Annotated in this window: 18 protein-coding genes; 13 read left to right on the top strand and 5 right to left on the bottom strand. The window is 67.8% G+C overall.

Annotation, left to right across the window (positions count from 1 at the left end; translation table 11 throughout):
- Positions 1 to 144 precede the first annotated feature (144 nt).
- From ABH900_RS16560 to ABH900_RS16520, 9 genes are all read left to right on the top strand, one after another.
- Positions 145 to 1578 (top strand): Do family serine endopeptidase, encoded by a 1434-nt coding sequence (locus ABH900_RS16560; RefSeq protein ID WP_429624224.1) that lies wholly within the window; start codon positions 145 to 147, stop codon positions 1576 to 1578.
- Positions 1579 to 1680: 102 nt separating this feature from the next.
- Positions 1681 to 2043 carry a hypothetical protein gene (locus tag ABH900_RS16555; protein WP_429624223.1) on the top strand — a complete coding sequence of 121 codons (363 nt, stop codon included), beginning with the start codon at positions 1681 to 1683 and terminating at the stop codon, positions 2041 to 2043.
- 8 nt (positions 2044 to 2051) lie between these two features.
- Positions 2052 to 2522 (top strand): phage holin family protein, encoded by a 471-nt coding sequence (locus ABH900_RS16550; RefSeq protein WP_014645651.1) that lies wholly within the window; start codon positions 2052 to 2054, stop codon positions 2520 to 2522.
- Positions 2519 to 2974 (top strand): protein sip-5, encoded by a 456-nt coding sequence (locus ABH900_RS16545; RefSeq protein WP_429624222.1) that lies wholly within the window; start codon positions 2519 to 2521, stop codon positions 2972 to 2974. The genes ABH900_RS16550 and ABH900_RS16545 overlap by 4 nt, the downstream gene beginning before the upstream one ends.
- 67 nt (positions 2975 to 3041) lie before the next feature.
- Positions 3042 to 4151, top strand: coding sequence for an AI-2E family transporter (locus ABH900_RS16540; RefSeq protein WP_429624221.1), 1110 nt, complete (start codon positions 3042 to 3044; stop codon positions 4149 to 4151).
- 31 nt (positions 4152 to 4182) lie between these two features.
- Positions 4183 to 4902, top strand: coding sequence for an HAD family hydrolase (locus ABH900_RS16535; protein WP_429624220.1), 720 nt, complete (start codon positions 4183 to 4185; stop codon positions 4900 to 4902).
- A 3-nt stretch (positions 4903 to 4905) separates the two neighbouring features.
- The gene (locus ABH900_RS16530) at positions 4906 to 6273 is read left to right on the top strand and encodes a leucyl aminopeptidase family protein (RefSeq protein WP_429624219.1); all 1368 of its coding nucleotides are present in this window, start codon (positions 4906 to 4908) and stop codon (positions 6271 to 6273) included.
- Positions 6274 to 6443: 170 nt separating this feature from the next.
- Entirely contained in the window at positions 6444 to 7547 is a 1104-nt protein-coding gene (locus ABH900_RS16525) for a catalase family peroxidase (RefSeq protein WP_429624218.1), read from the top strand.
- A complete protein-coding gene (locus tag ABH900_RS16520) occupies positions 7544 to 8080 on the top strand; it encodes a cytochrome b (protein WP_429624217.1) in 537 nt (178 codons plus the stop codon). The genes ABH900_RS16525 and ABH900_RS16520 overlap by 4 nt, the downstream gene beginning before the upstream one ends.
- 64 nt (positions 8081 to 8144) lie before the next feature.
- Here ABH900_RS16520 and ABH900_RS16515 read toward each other — a convergent pair whose 3' ends face one another.
- From ABH900_RS16515 to ABH900_RS16495, 5 genes are read right to left on the bottom strand one after another with little or no spacing between them, the layout of a single operon-like run.
- Positions 8145 to 9119 (bottom strand): hypothetical protein, encoded by a 975-nt coding sequence (locus ABH900_RS16515; protein WP_429624216.1) that lies wholly within the window; start codon positions 9117 to 9119, stop codon positions 8145 to 8147.
- Between the two features lie 43 nt (positions 9120 to 9162).
- Complete coding sequence (locus ABH900_RS16510) at positions 9163 to 9765, bottom strand: response regulator transcription factor (protein ID WP_164136263.1); 603 nt, start codon at positions 9763 to 9765, stop codon at positions 9163 to 9165.
- Positions 9762 to 10985: a sensor histidine kinase gene (locus tag ABH900_RS16505; RefSeq protein ID WP_429624215.1), complete on the bottom strand. Its 1224-nt coding sequence runs from the start codon at positions 10983 to 10985 to the stop codon at positions 9762 to 9764. Before ABH900_RS16505 ends, ABH900_RS16510 begins: the two co-directional genes overlap by 4 nt.
- 6 nt (positions 10986 to 10991) lie before the next feature.
- Positions 10992 to 11771, bottom strand: coding sequence for an ABC transporter permease (locus ABH900_RS16500; RefSeq protein ID WP_429624214.1), 780 nt, complete (start codon positions 11769 to 11771; stop codon positions 10992 to 10994).
- The gene (locus ABH900_RS16495; protein WP_429624213.1) at positions 11768 to 12664 is read right to left on the bottom strand and encodes an ABC transporter ATP-binding protein; all 897 of its coding nucleotides are present in this window, start codon (positions 12662 to 12664) and stop codon (positions 11768 to 11770) included. Before ABH900_RS16495 ends, ABH900_RS16500 begins: the two co-directional genes overlap by 4 nt.
- A 201-nt stretch (positions 12665 to 12865) precedes the next feature.
- Here ABH900_RS16495 and ABH900_RS16490 point away from each other — a divergent pair, with 201 nt between their 5' ends.
- The 4 genes from ABH900_RS16490 (at position 12866) to ABH900_RS16475 (ending at position 17413) form a co-directional block, all read left to right on the top strand.
- Positions 12866 to 14113: an efflux RND transporter periplasmic adaptor subunit gene (locus ABH900_RS16490; protein WP_429624212.1), complete on the top strand. Its 1248-nt coding sequence runs from the start codon at positions 12866 to 12868 to the stop codon at positions 14111 to 14113.
- Between the two features lie 102 nt (positions 14114 to 14215).
- Positions 14216 to 14905, top strand: a complete 690-nt coding sequence (locus ABH900_RS16485; RefSeq protein ID WP_429624211.1) for an ABC transporter ATP-binding protein — start codon at positions 14216 to 14218, stop codon at positions 14903 to 14905.
- A 14-nt stretch (positions 14906 to 14919) separates the two neighbouring features.
- Positions 14920 to 16077: an ABC transporter permease gene (locus tag ABH900_RS16480; RefSeq protein ID WP_429624259.1), complete on the top strand. Its 1158-nt coding sequence runs from the start codon at positions 14920 to 14922 to the stop codon at positions 16075 to 16077.
- Positions 16078 to 16090: 13 nt separating this feature from the next.
- A complete protein-coding gene (locus ABH900_RS16475) occupies positions 16091 to 17413 on the top strand; it encodes an ABC transporter permease (RefSeq protein WP_429624210.1) in 1323 nt (440 codons plus the stop codon).
- Positions 17414 to 17576 lie beyond the last annotated feature (163 nt).

Raw genomic sequence — 17576 nt, 5'->3', positions numbered from 1 at the left:
CGCCACCGCCCCGTTGCCGACCCGCACGCCCCACGTCGGAGCAGCCGGTTTTCATGGCGCATTTATCCAGTTCGCGACAGACTCATTCAGCTTGTTCTACCGTAGGGCCGAACCGCCCCCACTCCCGCCTGCGAACCGACTCCCATGCGACCGCTTCCCACCCTGCTCACGCTCGCAATCGCCGCCGCCTTCGGTGGCTTCGTTGCCACCGGCATCAATGCCCACCTGGACAACCGTGCCGACGCCGCGCCGTTGCCTGCGGTGCTGCCGACCACCGCAGCGTTGCCGGCCTCGGTGGCCGGGCAGGCGGCGCCGTCGCTGGCGCCGATGCTGGAGAAGGCGATGCCGGCCGTGGTCAGCGTCAATACCAAGCAGGTGGTGCGCGTGCGCAACCCCTTCTTCAACGATCCGTTCTTCCGCCGCCTGTTCCCGGACATCCCGCAGGAGCGCATCAACGAATCGCTTGGCTCGGGCGTGATCATCGACGCCAAGGAAGGCCTGGTGCTGACCAACCATCACGTCATCGACAACGCCGATGACGTGCAGGTGACACTGGCCGACGGACGCACGGTCAAGGCCGAATTCCTCGGTTCGGACCGCGATACCGACATCGCGCTGATCCGCATCCCGGCGCAGAACCTGACCGACATCAAGCTCGGCAACAGCGACCAGCTACGCGTGGGCGACTTCGTAGTGGCCATCGGCAACCCGTTCGGCTTCAGCCAGACGGTCACCTCCGGCATCGTCTCGGCGGTGGGCCGCAGCGGCATCCGTGGGTTGGGCTACCAGAACTTCATCCAGACCGATGCGTCGATCAACCCGGGCAACTCCGGCGGTGCGCTGGTCGACCTGCAGGGCCAGCTGGTCGGCATCAATACCGCCAGCTTCAATCCGCAGGGCAGCATGGCCGGCAACATCGGCCTTGGCCTGGCGATTCCTTCGAACCTGGCGCGCAGCGTGGTCGACCAGCTGGTCAAGCACGGCGTGGTGGTGCGCGGCACGCTCGGCGTGGAAAGCCAGAACCTGACCGCGCAGATCGCCCAGGGTTTGGGCCTGGGCGAAACCCGCGGCGCGCTGGTCACCCGCGTGTTGGCTGGTTCGGCCGCGGCGGCGGCGGGCCTGAAGCCGGGCGATGTGGTGGTGTCGGCCAACGGCCAGCGCGTGGACAGCGCCGAAGCCCTGCACAACGTGGAGGGCCTGGCGGCGGTGGGCAGCACGATGGCATTGGAAGTCCGCCGCGAAGGCAAGCCGCTGCAGATCAAGGCTACGCTGAAGGAGCAGGCCCGCGCGGTCACCGGCGACAGCCTGGACCCGCGCCTGGGCGGGGCCACCTTCGTCGACCTGCCCGAATCGCTGCGCCAGTCCGGCGCCAACGGCGTGCTGGTCAGCGAGGTCAAACGCGGCAGCCGCGCAGCCAGCAACGGCCTGCAGCAGGGCGACATCATCACCGATGCCACGGTGGGTGAATTCGCCGATCTGGCCAGCTGGCGTGCCAACTTCCAGCAGCGCCCGCCAACCCTGGTCCTGCGCGTACTGCGCAACAATGGCCAGCAGCAGGGCCAGCTCGTGATGCGCTGATCGCCCTGCCGTAACACCCCCTATACCCCGGCAATGCTATTGCTGTCAGTCCAGGTCGGCACTGCCGACCCCCGTTTCCCCCATCGCAACAGGAGTGATTCGATGAGCCCCACCAATACCGAGAACCTGAAGGACCACCTGGGTGAAGCCGGTTCCCACCTGAAGCAGGCGGCCAGTGCCGCAGGCGGTGCGATCAAGGGTGCCACTGGTGCAGCGACCGACGAACTGCGCATCGGCAAGGCCAACGTCAAGGCTGAGCTGTCTGACAGCGCGCTGTCCGGTCTGGCCGCTGCCGAGTTCGGCGGTGCCGCCGCCAAGGAGCAGGTCGATGCGCTGATGGACAAGGGCAAGGACCTGATCGACAGCGCCGCCGAGCTGATCCGCGAACGTCCGCTGGCCTCGTTCGGCGTCGCCTTCGCGGCCGGCTGGATCATCGCCAAGCTGGCCCGCGGCAGCGACAAGTAAGCCGCGGCGTGAGCGAAGACAACGCGCAAGCCCCTGATCCGGCGGCCACCCCGCCGCTGGATGAGAGCATCCGCCAGGTCGGCGCGGCCGGACGTGCCGCCGCCGATTCGGCCAAGCACACGGTGCGTTCACTGCGGCGGCTGGCCTCGGCCGACTTCGCGCTGGCGCGCAGTGCGTTTGGCCGTGCATTGGCCTGGGCCGGTGTGGCGATCGTATTCGGTGCCTCGGCCTGGCTGCTGATGGCCGCCACCCTTATCGCCCTGCTGCAGAGCTGGGGCCTGAGCTGGCTGCAGGCGCTGCTGATCACCTCGCTGCTGAGCCTGGCCGTCACCGGCTATGCGATCTGGCGGGTGTCCTACTTCTTCCACCACACCGGCATGCACGCCACCCGTCGCCAGCTGTCCCGCCTGGGCCTGTTCGATGAACCCAGCGAAGATGACCCCGACGCGGGCGTACAGTTGCCGGAGGGCAAGCCATGAAGTTCGGTGCGCTGCAGCGGCGGGTAAAGCGCTGCGAACAGGTGGTGACCGTGCGCCTGGGCGAGACCCAGGATCACTGGTCCACGCTCAGCCAGGTCTGGCGCCAGGGCTGGTCGCCACTGCGCATCGTGGTGGTCGGCCTCGCCGGTGGCTTCATCGCCGGCAAGCTGGAGGTGCCCGGCAAGGTCAACGGCGCCCGTTGGCTGCAGATGGTCGGTTCGGTGTCCAACCTGTTTGCCAGTGCACAGGCGGCGTTCGCCACCGCGATGGCGGCGCAGGCCGCGGCATCTGCCGACGACGCGGCCGAAGAAGCCGACGATGCCAGCGAACAGGCACAGGCGGCGACGTCCGCTGCCGGCACCAGGCCGGCGCCGGCACCACGACAGGAGCCGGAGCCGGACCTGCGCGGGCCGCGGCCAGCCGAAGCGGCCACCGAGCTGTCCGAGCGGTGACCCATGGAATCCGCCGCGCCGATCGCGGCCGGCGGATAATGCGTTCCCCTTCCCGGTTGGTGCGTCGATGAGCGAGTCCCTCCTGTCCCCGTCATCGGTCGACGCCGACGCGCCCGAAGCCTCCCCGCCAACGCCTTCGCGACCGCGCGGGCCGATGTCGCTGGTGGTGCTGGCTACGCTGGCGGTGGGCTACACGCTGTGGGCGGCACAGGACATCATCCTGCCGGTGCTGCTGGCGATGTTCTTCGCGCTGGTGGGCAACCCGATCCTGCGCCTGCTGCAGAAGCTGTGGATTCCGCGTGCACTGGGTGCACTGCTGATCCTCGGCGCCGGCCTGGGCGTGACCGGTTCGCTGGCAGTGCAGCTGATCGGCCCGGCCATGGAATGGGCACAGGAAGCACCACAGCAGCTGCGCAAGGTGGCCCGCCAGGTGCAGGACCTGACCAAGCCGGTGCAGCAGGCCAACCAAGCGGCGGAAAACTTCGCCCGCGTGGCCGGCGGTGACAGCAACCACAAGGTGCAGGTGATCCGCACCCAGCTGGACGACCCGTACCGCATGCTGACCCGAGCACCGCGGCTGGCCGCCTCGGTGCTGGCAGTGGTGCTGCTCACACTGTTCTTCATGATCTATGGGCAGAGCCTGCAGCGCGCAGCGATCGCCCTGTTCCCGAACCGCCAGCAGCAGCGCTTCACCAGTGACATCCTGCGTTCGATCGAGCGCGAGGTCTCGCGCTACGTGTTGACCATCAGCGTGATCAATACGCTGGTAGGCCTGGTGTTCGCGGGTGTGCTGATGCTGTTCGGCATCGGCCTGCAGGAGGCGTTGCTGTGGGGCACCGTGGCTGCACTGCTGAACTTCGCCCCGTATGTGGGCCCGCTGATCGGCGTGGCGCTGATGCTGCTGATGGGCTTCGTGGAGTTCCGCGACCCGCTGCAGGCCTTGCTGCCGGCCGCTGCCTACCTGGCCCTGCATACCCTGGAAGGACAGATGGTGACCCCGATCGTGCTGGGCCGACGCATGAAGCTCTCGCCGCTGGTGCTGATCCTGGCGCTGATGGTGTTCGGCTGGGCCTGGGGCATGATCGGCCTGCTGCTGGCGGTGCCGTTGCTGGTCTGCATCAAGCTGGTGCTGGCGCGGCTGGACGGCATGCAGGGCTGGGCACGCCTGCTGGAATGAAAGCCCGCGCGGGCAGGGGTAGAATGGCGGGGTGAATTTCCCCGTCCAAGCCATCACCCTCGACCTTGACGACACGCTGTGGCCGTTCGCTCCGATCGGCGCCCGCATCGACCAGGTCCTGCACGCGTGGATGTGCGAACACAGCCCCACAACCGCCGCGATGTACCCGGTGGCTGCGATGCGCGAAGTGCGCGAGCGGCTGTACCACGCCCATCCGCATCTCCACCACGACCTGAGCGCGCTGCGCCGGCTGACCCTGCACGAAGCGTTGCAGAACAGTGGCGCCAGCCTGGATCTGCTGGAGCCGGCGTATGAGGTGTTCTACGCCGCGCGCAACCAGGTCGAGTGCTACCCCGATGCGATCGACGCGCTGGCGCGGATCGCCGCCCGGGTGCCGGTGGCGGCGCTGAGCAACGGCAATGCCGACCTGGAGCGGATCGGCCTGGCCCATCATTTCGCCTTCCAGCTGGGCGCGCGCGAACACGGCGCCGCCAAGCCGGAGGCCAGCATCTTCCACGCCGCCTGCACCCGCCTGGGTGTGGCGCCGGCACAGGTACTGCACGTCGGCGACCACGCCGAAATGGACGTGGCCGGGGCGATCGCCGCCGGCCTGCGCGGGTGCTGGATCAACCGCGAAGCAGCCACCTGGACCCATCCGAAACTGCAGCCGGACCTGCAGTTCGACACCCTCACCGGTCTGGCCGACTGGTTGGACACCAACCTCGACGCCGCCGTACCCCGGAGCATCTGACGCATGAGCGAGATCACTGGTTTCACCGCCGACACCGCCGCGGCACTACCGCTGTACGTGCTGGACCGCGCGCAGTTCGCCGCCTGGAAGGATGGCCAGCCGGCCGCCATCCAGGCCTGGCTGGCCTCGCAGGGCTTCACCGCCAGTGCGCACAGCGCGGCCCTGTTGCCGGGCATTGATGGCCTGGCAGGCGCGGTGATCGGCGTCGGCGATCGCGCCGATGCCTACAGCTATGCGCACGCTCCGCATGCCCTGCCCGAAGGCAGCGTGTGGCAGCTGGCTACTGACCTGCCGGCCACCGAACAGGCGCTGCTGCAACTGGGCTGGGGCCTGGGCAGCTACCGCTTCGACCGCTACCGCAAGCGTAACCGTGCACCGGCGCAGCTGGTGGCCGCACCGGCCGGCGAAGTGGCCGACCTGATCGCCGCCAGCCTGCGCGTGCGTGACTGGGTCAACACCCCGACCGAAGACATGGGCCCGCAGCAGCTGGAAGACGCCGCTCGCGCCCTGGCCGAGGCGCATGGCGCGCAGGTCGAGGCGATCACCGGTGATGAACTGCTGAAGCAGAACTTCCCGGCCATCCACGCGGTGGGCCGCGCCTCGCATCGTGCGCCGCGCCTGGTCGTGCTGCGTTGGGGCAGGGAAACCGACCCGTCGCTGGTGCTGGTCGGCAAGGGCGTGTGCTTCGATACCGGCGGCCTGGACATCAAGCCGGCCGACGGCATGCGCAACATGAAGAAGGACATGGGCGGCGCCGCGCACGCACTGGCCCTGGCCGGGCTGGTGATGGCCCAGCAGTTGCCGGTGCGCCTGACCCTGCTGGTGCCGGCGGTGGAAAACGCGATCGGTCCGGATGCATTCCGTCCGGGCGAGGTCATCGCCACCCGCAAGGGCCTGAGCGTGGAGATCGACAACACCGACGCCGAAGGCCGCGTGATTCTGTGCGATGCGCTGACCTTCGCCGGTGAACAGACGCCGGACCTGGTGCTGGACTTCGCCACCCTCACCGGCGCGGCGCGCATCGCGCTGGGCCCTGACCTGCCGGCACTTTTCAGCAACGACGACACGCTGGCCCAGCAGTGGCTGCAGGCCGGCGACGCGACCCGAGACCCGGTCTGGCGCATGCCGCTGTGGCGCCCCTACCTGCGTTACCTGAGCAGCGGCATCGCCGACCTGGCCAATGCCGGTTCGCGCATGGCCGGCTCGGTCACTGCTGCGCTGTACCTGGAGCGTTTCCTGGAAGACGGCCAGCGTTGGGCGCATCTGGATGTGTACGCCTGGAACGATGGGGAACGCCCGGGCCGTCCGGCCGGTGGTGAAGCGTTGGCGCTGCGTTCGGCGTGGGCGATGCTGAAGGCGCGTTACACCTGATGGAGCCGCCGGGCATGGCCCGGCGCTACCAATGCCGGTGCGGGTGCCGACCATGGTCGGCACTGTATCTCCGGCAAATCTGACGAAAAATTGAATTTCGGCCGCGGCCGGGTTCTGCGAGGATGTGTCGGTCGACCACCCACACGCTCCGTGAAGGCAGGAACCCGACCATGTCGCTCTTCCGCTATACCCGCGCCGGCCAGGCGCCGGGGGCACCGCGCACGCATTCGCCGCTGCTCTGGATCGCACTGATCGCCCTCATCCTGGGTACGGTCGCGCTGACCTTTGCCTGGCTGGCCGGTTGGATCGGCAACCGCCTGACCGCGCAACGCTTCACCGACACCATCGAGGCCACCGGCCCGGCCCATCCCGGGTTCCGCCGCGCGCACAGCAAGGGCGTCTGCGTGAGCGGCTGGTTCGAACCCAGCGCGCAGGCTCCCACCCTGTCCAGTGCGCGAGTGTTCTCGCAGGCCCGTGTGCCGGTGATGGGCCGCCTGTCGATCGGCGGCGGCGACCCCTACGGCGCCGACAACACCGCACGCGTACGCAGCCTCGCGGTACAGATGGTCAGCGATGATGGCCAGGAATGGCGGATGGCAATGAACAGCTTCCCGTTCTTCGCCGTGCCCAGCGCCGAGGCGTTCTACGAGCAGACGCGCGCCTCCATCCCTGACCCCGCCACGGGCAAGCCCGACCCGCAGAAGATGGCCGCGGTGCTGGCGAAGTACCCCAGCGCACAGGCCTTCCAGCAATGGGCCAAGACGGCGCCGTGGACCAGCAGCTGGGCCGACACCACCTTCAACAGCGTCAACAGCTTCTGGTTCACCAATGCGCAAGGCCAGAAACGCGCAGTGCGCTGGCGCTGGCAGCCGCAATCGCCAGTGGTGGACATGGATGCGGAAACGCGCAAGCAGGCCAGCGTCGATTTCCTCAGCCAGGAACTGCAGCAGCGCCTGGCCAGTGGTCCGGTGCGCTGGAACCTGGTCGTCAGCAGCGCCGGGCCCGGCGATGCCATCGATGATCCGTCGGTACCGTGGCCCGAATCGCGTGATCAGGTGGTGGCCGGCGTACTCAGCCTGGACCACATGCAGTCACAGGAACAGGGCGCCTGCGGCCAGATCAACTTCGATCCACTGATCCTGCCCAGTGGCGTGCGCGGCAGTGACGACCCGATCCTGGCCGCCCGCTCGGCCGTGTATTCGCAGTCCTTCAACCGGCGCGAACGAGAGCGTGCCACCGGCAACGTCGAGCAACCGAAGGAGGCCGCACGATGAGCACCGGCAACGGCCACTTCAACCTGCTGGCGCGGGTGCTGCACTGGTCCATGGCGCTGATGATCATCGCCATGCTGTTCATCGGCGTGACCATGGTCGCCTCGCTGCACCTGCGGCCGATGCTGATCGACCTGCACCGTCCGCTGGGCATCGCCATCGGCATACTGGTGCTGCTGCGCCTGTACAACCGGCTGCGTCATCGTCCACCGCCGCTGCCGGCAGATCTTCCGGTCTGGCAGGTGATGGCCGCCAAGGCCTCGCACTGGATGCTGTACGCGCTGATGCTGGCGATGCCGCTGATCGGCTGGGCGATGCTGTCGGCCGGCGGCTACCCGATCGTGCTGGGCGGTGGCCTGCACCTGCCGCCGATCGTGCCGCACACCCCGGCGTTGTATGCAGCCCTGCGCAACGCGCACAGCCTGCTGGCGTACGTGCTGTTTGCCACGGTGCTGATGCACGTGGGTGCAGCGCTGTTCCACCTCTGGGTGCGCCGCGATGGCGTGTTCCAGGCGATGGCGCGTGGGAGGGACTGAGGGCGGGTTTCTCTGCGCACACGCATGGGTGCCGCCGGGCCATGCCCGGTAGTCGAAGCGGCGCTCAGATCGGTGCGCCTTCGCGGCTGAACTGGTCCACCAGAGCGCGGTAGCGCTGCGCATGCAGCCCGCACTTGGCCACTATGCTGGCCGTCTTGCCACCGGCCATGCGCTCGCCCTTGCCCAACAGGTAGGCGCCATCGGCCAGATGTTCGCGACGGCGCCCCCGTGTATCAACCCAGCAGCCCGGGATTGCCAGGAAGGCCTCCAGCGGCAACGCAGCGCTGTCTTCGCGCGGATCGACGATCCGATGCTGTTCGCCGCACAGTACGAACGGCTCGCGCACCGCACCTTCGACGGCGGGCAGCCAGGCATGGATGCGTGCGAAGTCCTCCAGCGGAAGTTCGGACATGCTGAAATGCACCTTGCGCAGCTGCGGCACGCGCAGGAGCAGGCCGGGTAGCGCTGCAAGCGACGGGCTTCGGAACCAGTAGATGCTGACCGCCTCCAGCGCTGGCAACCGAGCCAGGAAGCCGAGGTCTTCAACGGGCTGGTTCCAATCCAGGGTACCCGCCAGGGTCAGACTGCGCAGCGCGGGAGCACCGGCCAACCCGGAGAAATCGCGAACCCGGCGCAGGTTCTCCATATGCAGCGCACGCAACATCGGCAGGCGCCCCACCGGCGAAAGGTCGCTGAACGCCGAAACGTATTCCAGCACCAACTCGCGCAGTGCCTGCAGGCCCTCCAGCATCGCCAGCGTCTTCGGGCGCGCATGGCTGATACGCAGCGCGGTCAGCTGCGGCAACTGCGCCAGCGAAGCCAACTGCGCTTGGCTGGGCTCGTGCAGGGTGAGTTCACGCAGCAAGGGCAGCTGCAGCATGCGCTGCCAGTTGCGATCACCGGCGGTGACCATCAGGCGCTCGGTGTCGTCGGGCGCATCGACCAGATCATCGACATGGCACGACCATCGCTGCGCATTGGGCGTGAGGGTCCAGGTATCGTCCGTGCGATCCAGGAAATCGGCATAGTGATGCTTCATTGCAGACCTCGTCCGTAAGTGCGCAGAGAATACGCGCTCAGGCCTACAACCACCCCTTCTGCCGCGCCAGCCGATACGCCTCGATCCGGTTGGCCACGCCCAGCTTTCCGATGCATTCGGACAGATAGTTGCGCACCGTGCCGTGCGACAGCCCGAGCTGTTCGGCGATCTCGCTGGCGGTACGGCCTTCACCGGCCAGCCGCAGCACGCGACGCTCGCGGTCGGTCAGCGGATCGGCCTGCGACCACGCATCCAGCGCCAGCTGCGGGTCAATCGCGCGGATGCCCTGCTTCACCTTGCGCAGTGCGTCTGCCAGGTTCTCGGCCGGTGCGTCCTTCAGCAGGTAGCCCAGCACACCCGCTTCCAGCGCACGGCGCAGGAAACCGGCACGGGCAAAGGTGGTCACGATCACCACCTTGATCGGCAGCTCATGGCGGGCAATGCGTTGCGCCAGTTCCAGTCCGGACAGGCCCGGCATCTCGATGTCGGTGACCAGGATGTCCGGTTGCAGCTGCTGCAGCATGCGCCAGGCGGCTTCGCCGTCGGCGGCGCTGCCCAGCACGTCGATATCCGGCTCCAGGCCCAGCAGTGCCGACAACGCACCACGCACCATCGCCTGGTCTTCGGCCAAAAGGATGCGGATCATGCGGCACCGTCCTGCGCCAGCGACGGCGGCGTGCCCGGTGGTAGCGGCGTAGTCGCGGCGGCCAATGGCACGCGTACGGTCAGTACGGTGCCCTCGCCCCTTGCGGACTGCACCTGCAGGTTTCCGCCCAAGGCAGCCACGCGCTCGCGCATGCCACACAACCCATTGCCCTCGACCTGCATGCCACCTCTCCCATCGTCGCGGATCTGCATCGCCAGCATCCGCCCCTCCAGCATGAAGTCCACCCGCGCCTGCGTTGCCTGCGCATGACGCACGATATTGGTCGCGGCCTCGCGCAGCACCAGCGCCAGCCCTCGCTCGACATCCACCGGCATCGGCGGCGGCGGCGCGTACTGCAGGTGCACCTGCTGGCATTCCAGCAGCAGGCGCGCCGAGGCCAGCTCGCCTGCCATATCGCTGGCACGGATGCCGGTGACCGCGCTGCGTACCTGTGCCAGCGCTTCGCGGGCAATGTCCTCGGCCTCGCCGATTTCCTGCCGCGCGCGTGCATCGCCACGGTCGTGCAGCTTGCGCGCCAGTTCCAGTTTCAACGTGATCAGCGACAGGGTATGCCCCAGCAGGTCATGCAGGTCGCGGCCGATACGCTCGCGCTCGGCGGTCGTCGCCAACCGCCGCACCTCGTCCTGCGACAGCTGCAGCGCGGCATCCTTGTCCTTGTTCACCGCTTCCACGTTCACCACCATGCCGATGATGAACGACACCGCCGGAATCCAGACTAGGCTCTGCCAGGGGTAATGCGAGAACATGGCCGCTGAGCAGAACACCGCGTTGAGGACCGCCAGCTGCAGCAGATACACCCACCAGCTGCCGCGCCCGCAGACGCGCAGCATCACGCAGCCGAAGATGAAGTAACTGATACCCGACGGATACCAGGGCACCAGCACCGTGGCCAGCGCCACCATCGCCAACGCGTAGCGCGGCGCATGGTGGCGCGGTGACAGCAGCAGGCGCGCATACAACAGCAGGAAAACCGGGTAGCTGCTCAAGGTCAGCAGCACCCAGCGCAGGGTGAAGCCGCCGCTGAACACCGGCGTCATGAACACCCAGATCGTCCACAACAGGTGGATCGCATCGGCCCAGGCCGGTTTGCCACGGCGCAGATTGTCGGCCACTGCCGAATCCGGTGCGGGGCGCAGCAGGGACGCAAACCAGTTCGGCGACACGGGAGGATCCAGGCGGGGACGATCGTCGCTGATCATGCCAGTTCAGCCGATACGGCGCAGGCGGCGGCGCGCCAACAGCAGCGCCACCACGGTGACCACCAGCAGCACCAGCAGATGGCCCGCGGGACCGCCCACCGACGGCAGCCCGACCACCGGCAGCGCCAGCTGGGCCAGATGCCAGGTCGGCCAGAGCGGTGCCATCGTCGAGAACAGCGTTGGCAGTGCCGACAGCGGCAGCCACAGACCCGACAACAGGGCCAGCGGAAGATAGACCAGGTTGACCATCGCCGGCGCCGCGCTGGCGCTGACATGGCTGCCGATCAGCAGCCCGATTGCTCCCAGCGGCAGTGCCGCCGCCCCGGCCACCGCCAGCAGCCGCAGCATCTGCACCGCCTGCAGGTGCACGCCACCGAGCACGCGCGCCACCACGATCAGCAGCGACGCCACCAGCAGCGCGAACATCACAGCCATCGCCAACCGCGCCAACAGCGGTGCCGCCGCCGGCATCGGCAGCGCGCGCTTGAGAGTCAGCAGGCCGCCTTCGCGGTCCAGTGCCAGCTGCACGCCAAAGCCGAACAGCGCAGGGGCCATCGCCCCGAACACACAATAGGTGGCCAGTAGATACAGCGGGGCGTGGCCGCGACCCAGCAGCACGCCAAACAACAGATAGAACAGCACCGGGAACAGCAGCGAGGGCACGGCGAAGGCCGGCGTGCGCCACGCCCGGCGCAGCTCGGCCTGCAGTTCGGCGCGGTACGGGCGCAGCGCGCGGCGCCACGACATGGGCCGCACGGCGGCGGTGGTCGGAGTCAGGGTATTCATGCGGCCTCCCGGGTCATGTCGAGGAAGGCGTCAGCCAAGGCCGCGCCCTGTACTTCCAGCTCGCGCAGCTGTGCGTCGGCCGCCAGCAGGCGTGCCACCACCGGTTCGGCCGGGCTTGCCAGCAGCTGCAGATGCTCGCCCTCGCGCTGCACCTGCTGCACGCCGGGCCACTGCTGCACGTCATCCACCGGCAGTGCGCTGCGGCAACGGATGCGCCGCGGCCGGTCGGCCAGGCGCAGCTCGCTCAGCGGCGCGTCTGCCAGTACCCGGCCCTGCTCCAGCACCACCACCTGCTGCGCCAGGGCTTCGGCTTCCTCCAGGTAGTGGGTGGTCAACAACACGCCACAGCCCTCGGCCACCAGCTGCCGGATCGCCTGCCACATGGTCTGCCGCGCCTGGATGTCCAGGCCGGTGGTGGGCTCGTCCAGGAACAGCACACGCGGGCGACCACACAACGCGATGGCGAACTGCACGGCACGCTGCTGGCCGCCGGACAGCTGGCCATAGCGGCGGCGCGCGAGCGCCTGCAGCCCGACACGCTGCAGCACGTCCTGCAGCGGCATCGGATCGGGATAGCAGGCGCTGGCCTGGACCACCAGTTCATCCACCTGCAGCATCGGCGGCAGGCTGGTGCTCTGCAGCATCACCCCCAGGCCGAGGCGGCTGGCACGTTGCTGCGGGTCGCCGCCGAGCAGTTCGACCTGGCCGGCATCGGCACGGCGCAGGCCCAACAGCACGCTGATCGCGGTACTCTTGCCGGCACCGTTGCGGCCCAGCAGTGCCAGTACCTGGCCAGCGCGGACCTGCAGGTCGATGCCATGCAGGGCGGTATGGTCGCGATAGCGCACCTGCACCTGCTGCAGGCGGGCCAGCGACGGGGCGATCGGATCCATGGGCGGTACCGGTAGCGGGGACGTTGCCATCCTGTGCCGCCGTGGTCACATTTCGCAGTTGCCGCCGTCAGTGACATCGGATGACAGCTGTCACTGCCATCATCGCCCTGCCTGCCGTCATGCTGTGCCGCACGCTCCACCGCCGGAACTGCCGCGTCCGCCCTTCCGGCCACACCCGCCCGAACGCCTGTGATGGAACGAATGAACGCTTCTGCCGAGCTGTTGAAGGAACTCCGTATCGACCGCAAATCGCCGCCGCCGGCCTCCGGTGGCTCGGGTGGAGGCCGCCGCTGGCTGTGGATCGCGATCGTGGTGATCGCGCTGCTGCTGGGCGTCGGCGCCTTCGCCCTGTTCGGCCGCACGCCGGTGGTGGAAGTGGACACCGCACCGGCCGTGGCCATCCAGCAGGGCAGCGCCAGCAGTTCGGTGCTTGACGCCAGCGGCTATGTCGTGGCCCGGCGCATGGCCACGGTGTCAGCCAAGATCACCGGCAAGGTGCGCGAGGTGATGATCGAGGAAGGCATGCGGGTCGAGGCCGGGCAGGTGATGGCCACGCTGGATCCGATCGATGCCGATGCGCAGCGCAGCCTGTACGCCTCGCAGCTGCAGGCCGCACGCAGCCAGGTGGCCGGTCTGGAGGCCCAGCAGAAGCAGGCCGCCGCTGAAGCCAGCCGCCTGCAGGCGCTGGTTGGCCAGCAGCTGGTCTCGCGCTCGCAGTACGACCAGGCCGTGGCCCAGCGCGACAGCCTGCGTGCGCAGCTGGATACCGCACAGCGCAACGTCAAGGTGGCCCACGACCAGCTGGCCATCGCCGACCTCGGCGTGGACAACAACGTGGTGCGCGCACCGTTCTCCGGCGTGGTCACCGCCAAGGCGGCGCAGCCGGGCGAAATCGTCTCGCCGCTCTCGGCCGGTGGTGGCTTCACCCGTACCGGCATCGGCACCATCGTCGACATGGACTCGCTGGAGATCGAGGTCGAGGTCGGCGAGGCCTTCATTGGCCGCGTGCAGCCGAAGATGCCGGTGGAAGCCACGCTCAACGCCTACCCGGAGTGGAAGATTCCGGGCGAGGTGATCGCCATCATCCCCACCGCCGACCGCGGCAAGGCGACGGTGAAGGTGCGCGTGGCGCTGAAGGTGAAGGACCCGCGCATCGTGCCGGAGATGGGCGTGCGGGTCAGTTTCCTGGAACAGGCCCAGCCACAGGCCGCGGCCAAGCCGCAGGGCGTGCGCGTGCCGGCAGGCGCGGTGGTCCAGCGCGAGGGCGTATCGGTGGCCTTCGTACTGGGCGACGAGAACCGCGTGCAGCAGCGCACGGTCGAGGCCGGCCAGGCAATGGGCAAGGACCGCCAGATCCTCAAGGGCGTGAGCGCGGGTGAGTCGGTGGTGGTCAACCCACCCGACACGCTGCGCGATGCCACCAAGGTGCAACAGAAACAAGCGCAGTAACGGCCTGGCGCCCTTGGGCGCCGCCGGCAGCACCGCTCGACGCACGCCCCCGGTCACCGCCGGCGCGCTTTCCCGTTTCCCGCCTTCCGTGGAGAACCACCCATGTCGACCCTGGTTTCACTGCGCAACATCACCAAGACCTACCAGCGTGGCCCCGAGAAAGTGCAGGTGCTGCACGGCATCGACCTGGACATCGCGCGCGGCGACTTCGTCGCACTGATGGGCCCGTCCGGCTCGGGCAAGACCACCCTGCTCAACCTGATCGGAGGCCTGGACAACCCCAGTGGCGGCGAGATCAGCATCGAAGGCGAACGCATCGATCAGATGAGCGGCGGCCAGCTGTCGACCTGGCGCAGCCACCACGTCGGCTTCGTGTTCCAGTTCTACAACCTGATGCCGATGCTGACCGCGCAGAAGAACGTGGAGCTGCCCCTGCTGCTGACCCACCTCAACGCTGCGCACCGTCGCCGCAATGCGGAAATCGCACTGACCCTGGTCGGTCTGGCCGATCGCCGCAGCCATCGTCCCAACGAACTCTCCGGCGGCCAGCAGCAGCGCGTGGCGATTGCCCGTGCGATCGTCTCCGATCCCACCTTCCTGATCTGCGACGAACCGACCGGTGATCTCGACCGCCAGTCCGCCGAAGAGATCCTCGGCCTGTTGCAGCAGCTCAACCGCGAGCATGGCAAGACCATCATCATGGTCACCCATGACCCCAAGGCCGCCGAGTACGCCACGCACACGGTGCACCTGGACAAGGGCGAGCTGGCCGACGCGCCGCTGGCCCACTGACGGAGGCCATGGCGATGAAATATTTCTCGTTGGTGTGGGCGCAGCTGTTCCGCAGCCGGACCCGCACGCTGTTGACCCTGCTGTCGGTGGTGGCCGCGTTCCTGCTGTTCGGCATGCTCGATTCGGTGCGTGTGGCATTCGCCTCCGGTGGCAGCGTGGAAGGCGCCAACCGCTTGATCGTGGCCTCGCGGCTGTCGATCACCCAGTCGTTGCCGATCCGCCTGGAGGACCAGATCCGCCAGGTGGATGGGGTACGCAACGTGGCCTACGGCATGTGGTTCGGCGGCATCTATCAGGATCCGAAGAACTTCTTCCCGAACTTCTCGGTCTCGCCCAACTACTTCGATGTCTACCGTGAGCTGCAGATCGACCCGGCACAGCTGGAAGACTGGAAGCAGACCCGCACCGGCGCCATCGTCGGTGAGACCCTGGCCAAGCAGTTCGGCTGGAAGATCGGCGACACCATCCCGTTGCAGGCGACGATCTTCCCGCGCGGCGGCAGCAATGACTGGCCGCTGGAGCTGAAGGGCATCTACCGTTCCAAGGACCGCGCTGTCGCTGCCAATGAAGAACGCCAGTTGATGATGAACTGGAAGTACTTCGACGAATCCAACGACTACATCAAGAACAAGGTGAGCTGGTACACGGTGACGCTGGACAACGTGGAGCATTCCTCACGGGTGGCGCAGGCCATCGATGCGATCTCGGCCAACTCCGACCACGAGACCAAGACCCAGACCGAATCGGCGTTCCAACAGGCCTTCGTCAAGCAGTTCGCGGACATCGGCATGATCGTCACCTCGATCATGGGCGCGGTGTTCTTCACCCTGCTGCTGTTGACCGGCAACACCATGGCGCAGGCGGTGCGCGAGCGCGTGCCGGAGCTCGCCACGCTGAAGACACTGGGCTTCAAGGACAGCACCGTACTGACCCTGGTGATGGTGGAGTCTGTGCTGCTGATCGGACTGGGTGGCCTGATCGGCATGGGCCTGGCCGCCCTGATCCTGCCGGTGATCTCGCCGCAGAGCATCGGCATGCTGCCACCACACGTGCCCACGCCTACCTGGCTGATGGGGCTGGGCCTGATCGTGGTGATCGGCATCGTGGTGGGGCTGCTGCCCGCGCTGCGTGCCAAGCGCCTGAAGATCGTCGACGCACTGGCCGGCCGCTGAGGAGGACACCGACATGTTCAAGAGCAAACTCAAGAAGTGGTCCGGCAACGCGCTCACGGTGCTGCTGCTGGTGATCGGGCTGGTGCTGTGGATCAGCCTGCCATGGGTTGGTGTACTGGCCGTCGCAGTGCTTGTGGCGCTGTGGCTGCTGCTGACCCGTGGTGGACGGCTGGCGCTGGCCGCCACCCGCATCGGCGTGGCCAGCCTGCCACAGCGCTGGGGCGCGTCCTCGGTGATCGTGGTCGGCATCGCCGGCGTGGTCGGCGTGCTGGTGGCGATGCTGGCAATGGGTGAAGGCTTCCAGGCCACGCTCAACAACACCGGCGATGACACCACCGCCATCGTGCTGCGCGGTGGCTCGCAGGCCGAGACCAACTCGGTGATCACCCGCGAGCAGGTGCCGACGCTGTCCACCCTGCCCGGCATCAGCCGCGATGCGCAGGGCCGGCCGTTGTTGTCACCGGAGCTGTCGCAGGTGGTCAACCTGGTGTCGAAGTCCGATGGCACCGACGTCAACGCGCAGTTCCGCGGCGTCGGCCCGCAGGCGTGGGCGGTGCATGACAAGGTCAAGATCGTCGAAGGCCGTAAGTTCGGCACCGGCCTGCGTGAGATCGTGGTCGGCCAGGGCGCCAAGGGCCAGTTCCGCGATATGGAGGTCGGCAAGACGCTGACCCTGGGCAACCAGGCCTGGACCGTGGTCGGCGTGTTCGCCACCGGCGATGCGCACGATTCGGAACTGTGGACCGACGCCGATACGCTGGCCACCACCTACCAGCGCAGCGCTTGGCAGTCGATCACCGTGCGCACCGAAGGCAAGCCCGGTTTCGAGCAGTTCAAAGCTGCCGTCGCCGCCGACCCGCGCCTGAAGCTGGACGTGGAAACCACCCGTGTCTACTACAGCAAGCAAGGCGGCGGGCTGACCAAGCTGATCGACATCCTTGGCAAGGTGATCGGCACGATCATGGCAGTGGGTGCGGTGTTTGGTGCGCTCAACACCATGTATGCCGCCGTGGCCACGCGTGCCCGCGAGATCGCCACCATGCGTGCGATCGGCTTCCGTGGCCTGCCGGTGGTAACGGCGGTGATGCTGGAAACGATGCTGCTGGCCCTGCTCGGTGGCTTGCTGGGGTGCGCGGTGGCGTGGCTGCTGTTCAACGGCTACAGCGTGTCCACCATCGGCAGCAACTTCAGCGCGGTGGTGTTCAAGTTCCATGTGTCGCCGGAACTGCTGTGGACGGGCCTGAAGTGGGCGCTGGGCATCGGCCTGGTTGGCGGCCTGTTCCCGGCGCTGCGCGCGGCACGCCTGCCGATCACCACGGCACTGCGCGAAACCTGAGCATCACGCAGCGGTACAACGCGCATTCTGCAGGGGGACGGAGCGAAGGCTCCGTCCCTTTTGCTTTGCCCGTCATCCACGCGTGACGTGGATCTACCGGTGTGCGCCATCCACGCAAGGCGTGGATCTACCGGCGTGCGGCATCCACGCGCGGCGTGGATCT

This window comes from Stenotrophomonas sp. AN71 (assembly GCF_050435725.1).
Taxonomy (GTDB): domain Bacteria; phylum Pseudomonadota; class Gammaproteobacteria; order Xanthomonadales; family Xanthomonadaceae; genus Stenotrophomonas.
The sequence above is the reverse complement of the archived record's forward strand: the minus strand, read 5'-3'. Positions and strand labels throughout refer to the sequence as shown.

Coding starts and splice junctions, on each gene's coding strand:
- ABH900_RS16560 (WP_429624224.1), top strand. CDS start 145: ATGCGACCGCTTCCCACCCTGCTCACGCTCGCAATCGCCGCCGCCTTC.
- ABH900_RS16555 (WP_429624223.1), top strand. CDS start 1,681: ATGAGCCCCACCAATACCGAGAACCTGAAGGACCACCTGGGTGAAGCC.
- ABH900_RS16545 (WP_429624222.1), top strand. CDS start 2,519: ATGAAGTTCGGTGCGCTGCAGCGGCGGGTAAAGCGCTGCGAACAGGTG.
- ABH900_RS16540 (WP_429624221.1), top strand. CDS start 3,042: ATGAGCGAGTCCCTCCTGTCCCCGTCATCGGTCGACGCCGACGCGCCC.
- ABH900_RS16530 (WP_429624219.1), top strand. CDS start 4,906: ATGAGCGAGATCACTGGTTTCACCGCCGACACCGCCGCGGCACTACCG.
- ABH900_RS16525 (WP_429624218.1), top strand. CDS start 6,444: ATGTCGCTCTTCCGCTATACCCGCGCCGGCCAGGCGCCGGGGGCACCG.
- ABH900_RS16520 (WP_429624217.1), top strand. CDS start 7,544: ATGAGCACCGGCAACGGCCACTTCAACCTGCTGGCGCGGGTGCTGCAC.
- ABH900_RS16515 (WP_429624216.1), bottom strand. CDS start 9,119: ATGAAGCATCACTATGCCGATTTCCTGGATCGCACGGACGATACCTGG.
- ABH900_RS16510 (WP_164136263.1), bottom strand. CDS start 9,765: ATGATCCGCATCCTTTTGGCCGAAGACCAGGCGATGGTGCGTGGTGCG.
- ABH900_RS16505 (WP_429624215.1), bottom strand. CDS start 10,985: ATGATCAGCGACGATCGTCCCCGCCTGGATCCTCCCGTGTCGCCGAAC.
- ABH900_RS16500 (WP_429624214.1), bottom strand. CDS start 11,771: ATGAATACCCTGACTCCGACCACCGCCGCCGTGCGGCCCATGTCGTGG.
- ABH900_RS16495 (WP_429624213.1), bottom strand. CDS start 12,664: ATGGATCCGATCGCCCCGTCGCTGGCCCGCCTGCAGCAGGTGCAGGTG.
- ABH900_RS16490 (WP_429624212.1), top strand. CDS start 12,866: ATGAACGCTTCTGCCGAGCTGTTGAAGGAACTCCGTATCGACCGCAAA.
- ABH900_RS16485 (WP_429624211.1), top strand. CDS start 14,216: ATGTCGACCCTGGTTTCACTGCGCAACATCACCAAGACCTACCAGCGT.
- ABH900_RS16480 (WP_429624259.1), top strand. CDS start 14,920: ATGAAATATTTCTCGTTGGTGTGGGCGCAGCTGTTCCGCAGCCGGACC.
- ABH900_RS16475 (WP_429624210.1), top strand. CDS start 16,091: ATGTTCAAGAGCAAACTCAAGAAGTGGTCCGGCAACGCGCTCACGGTG.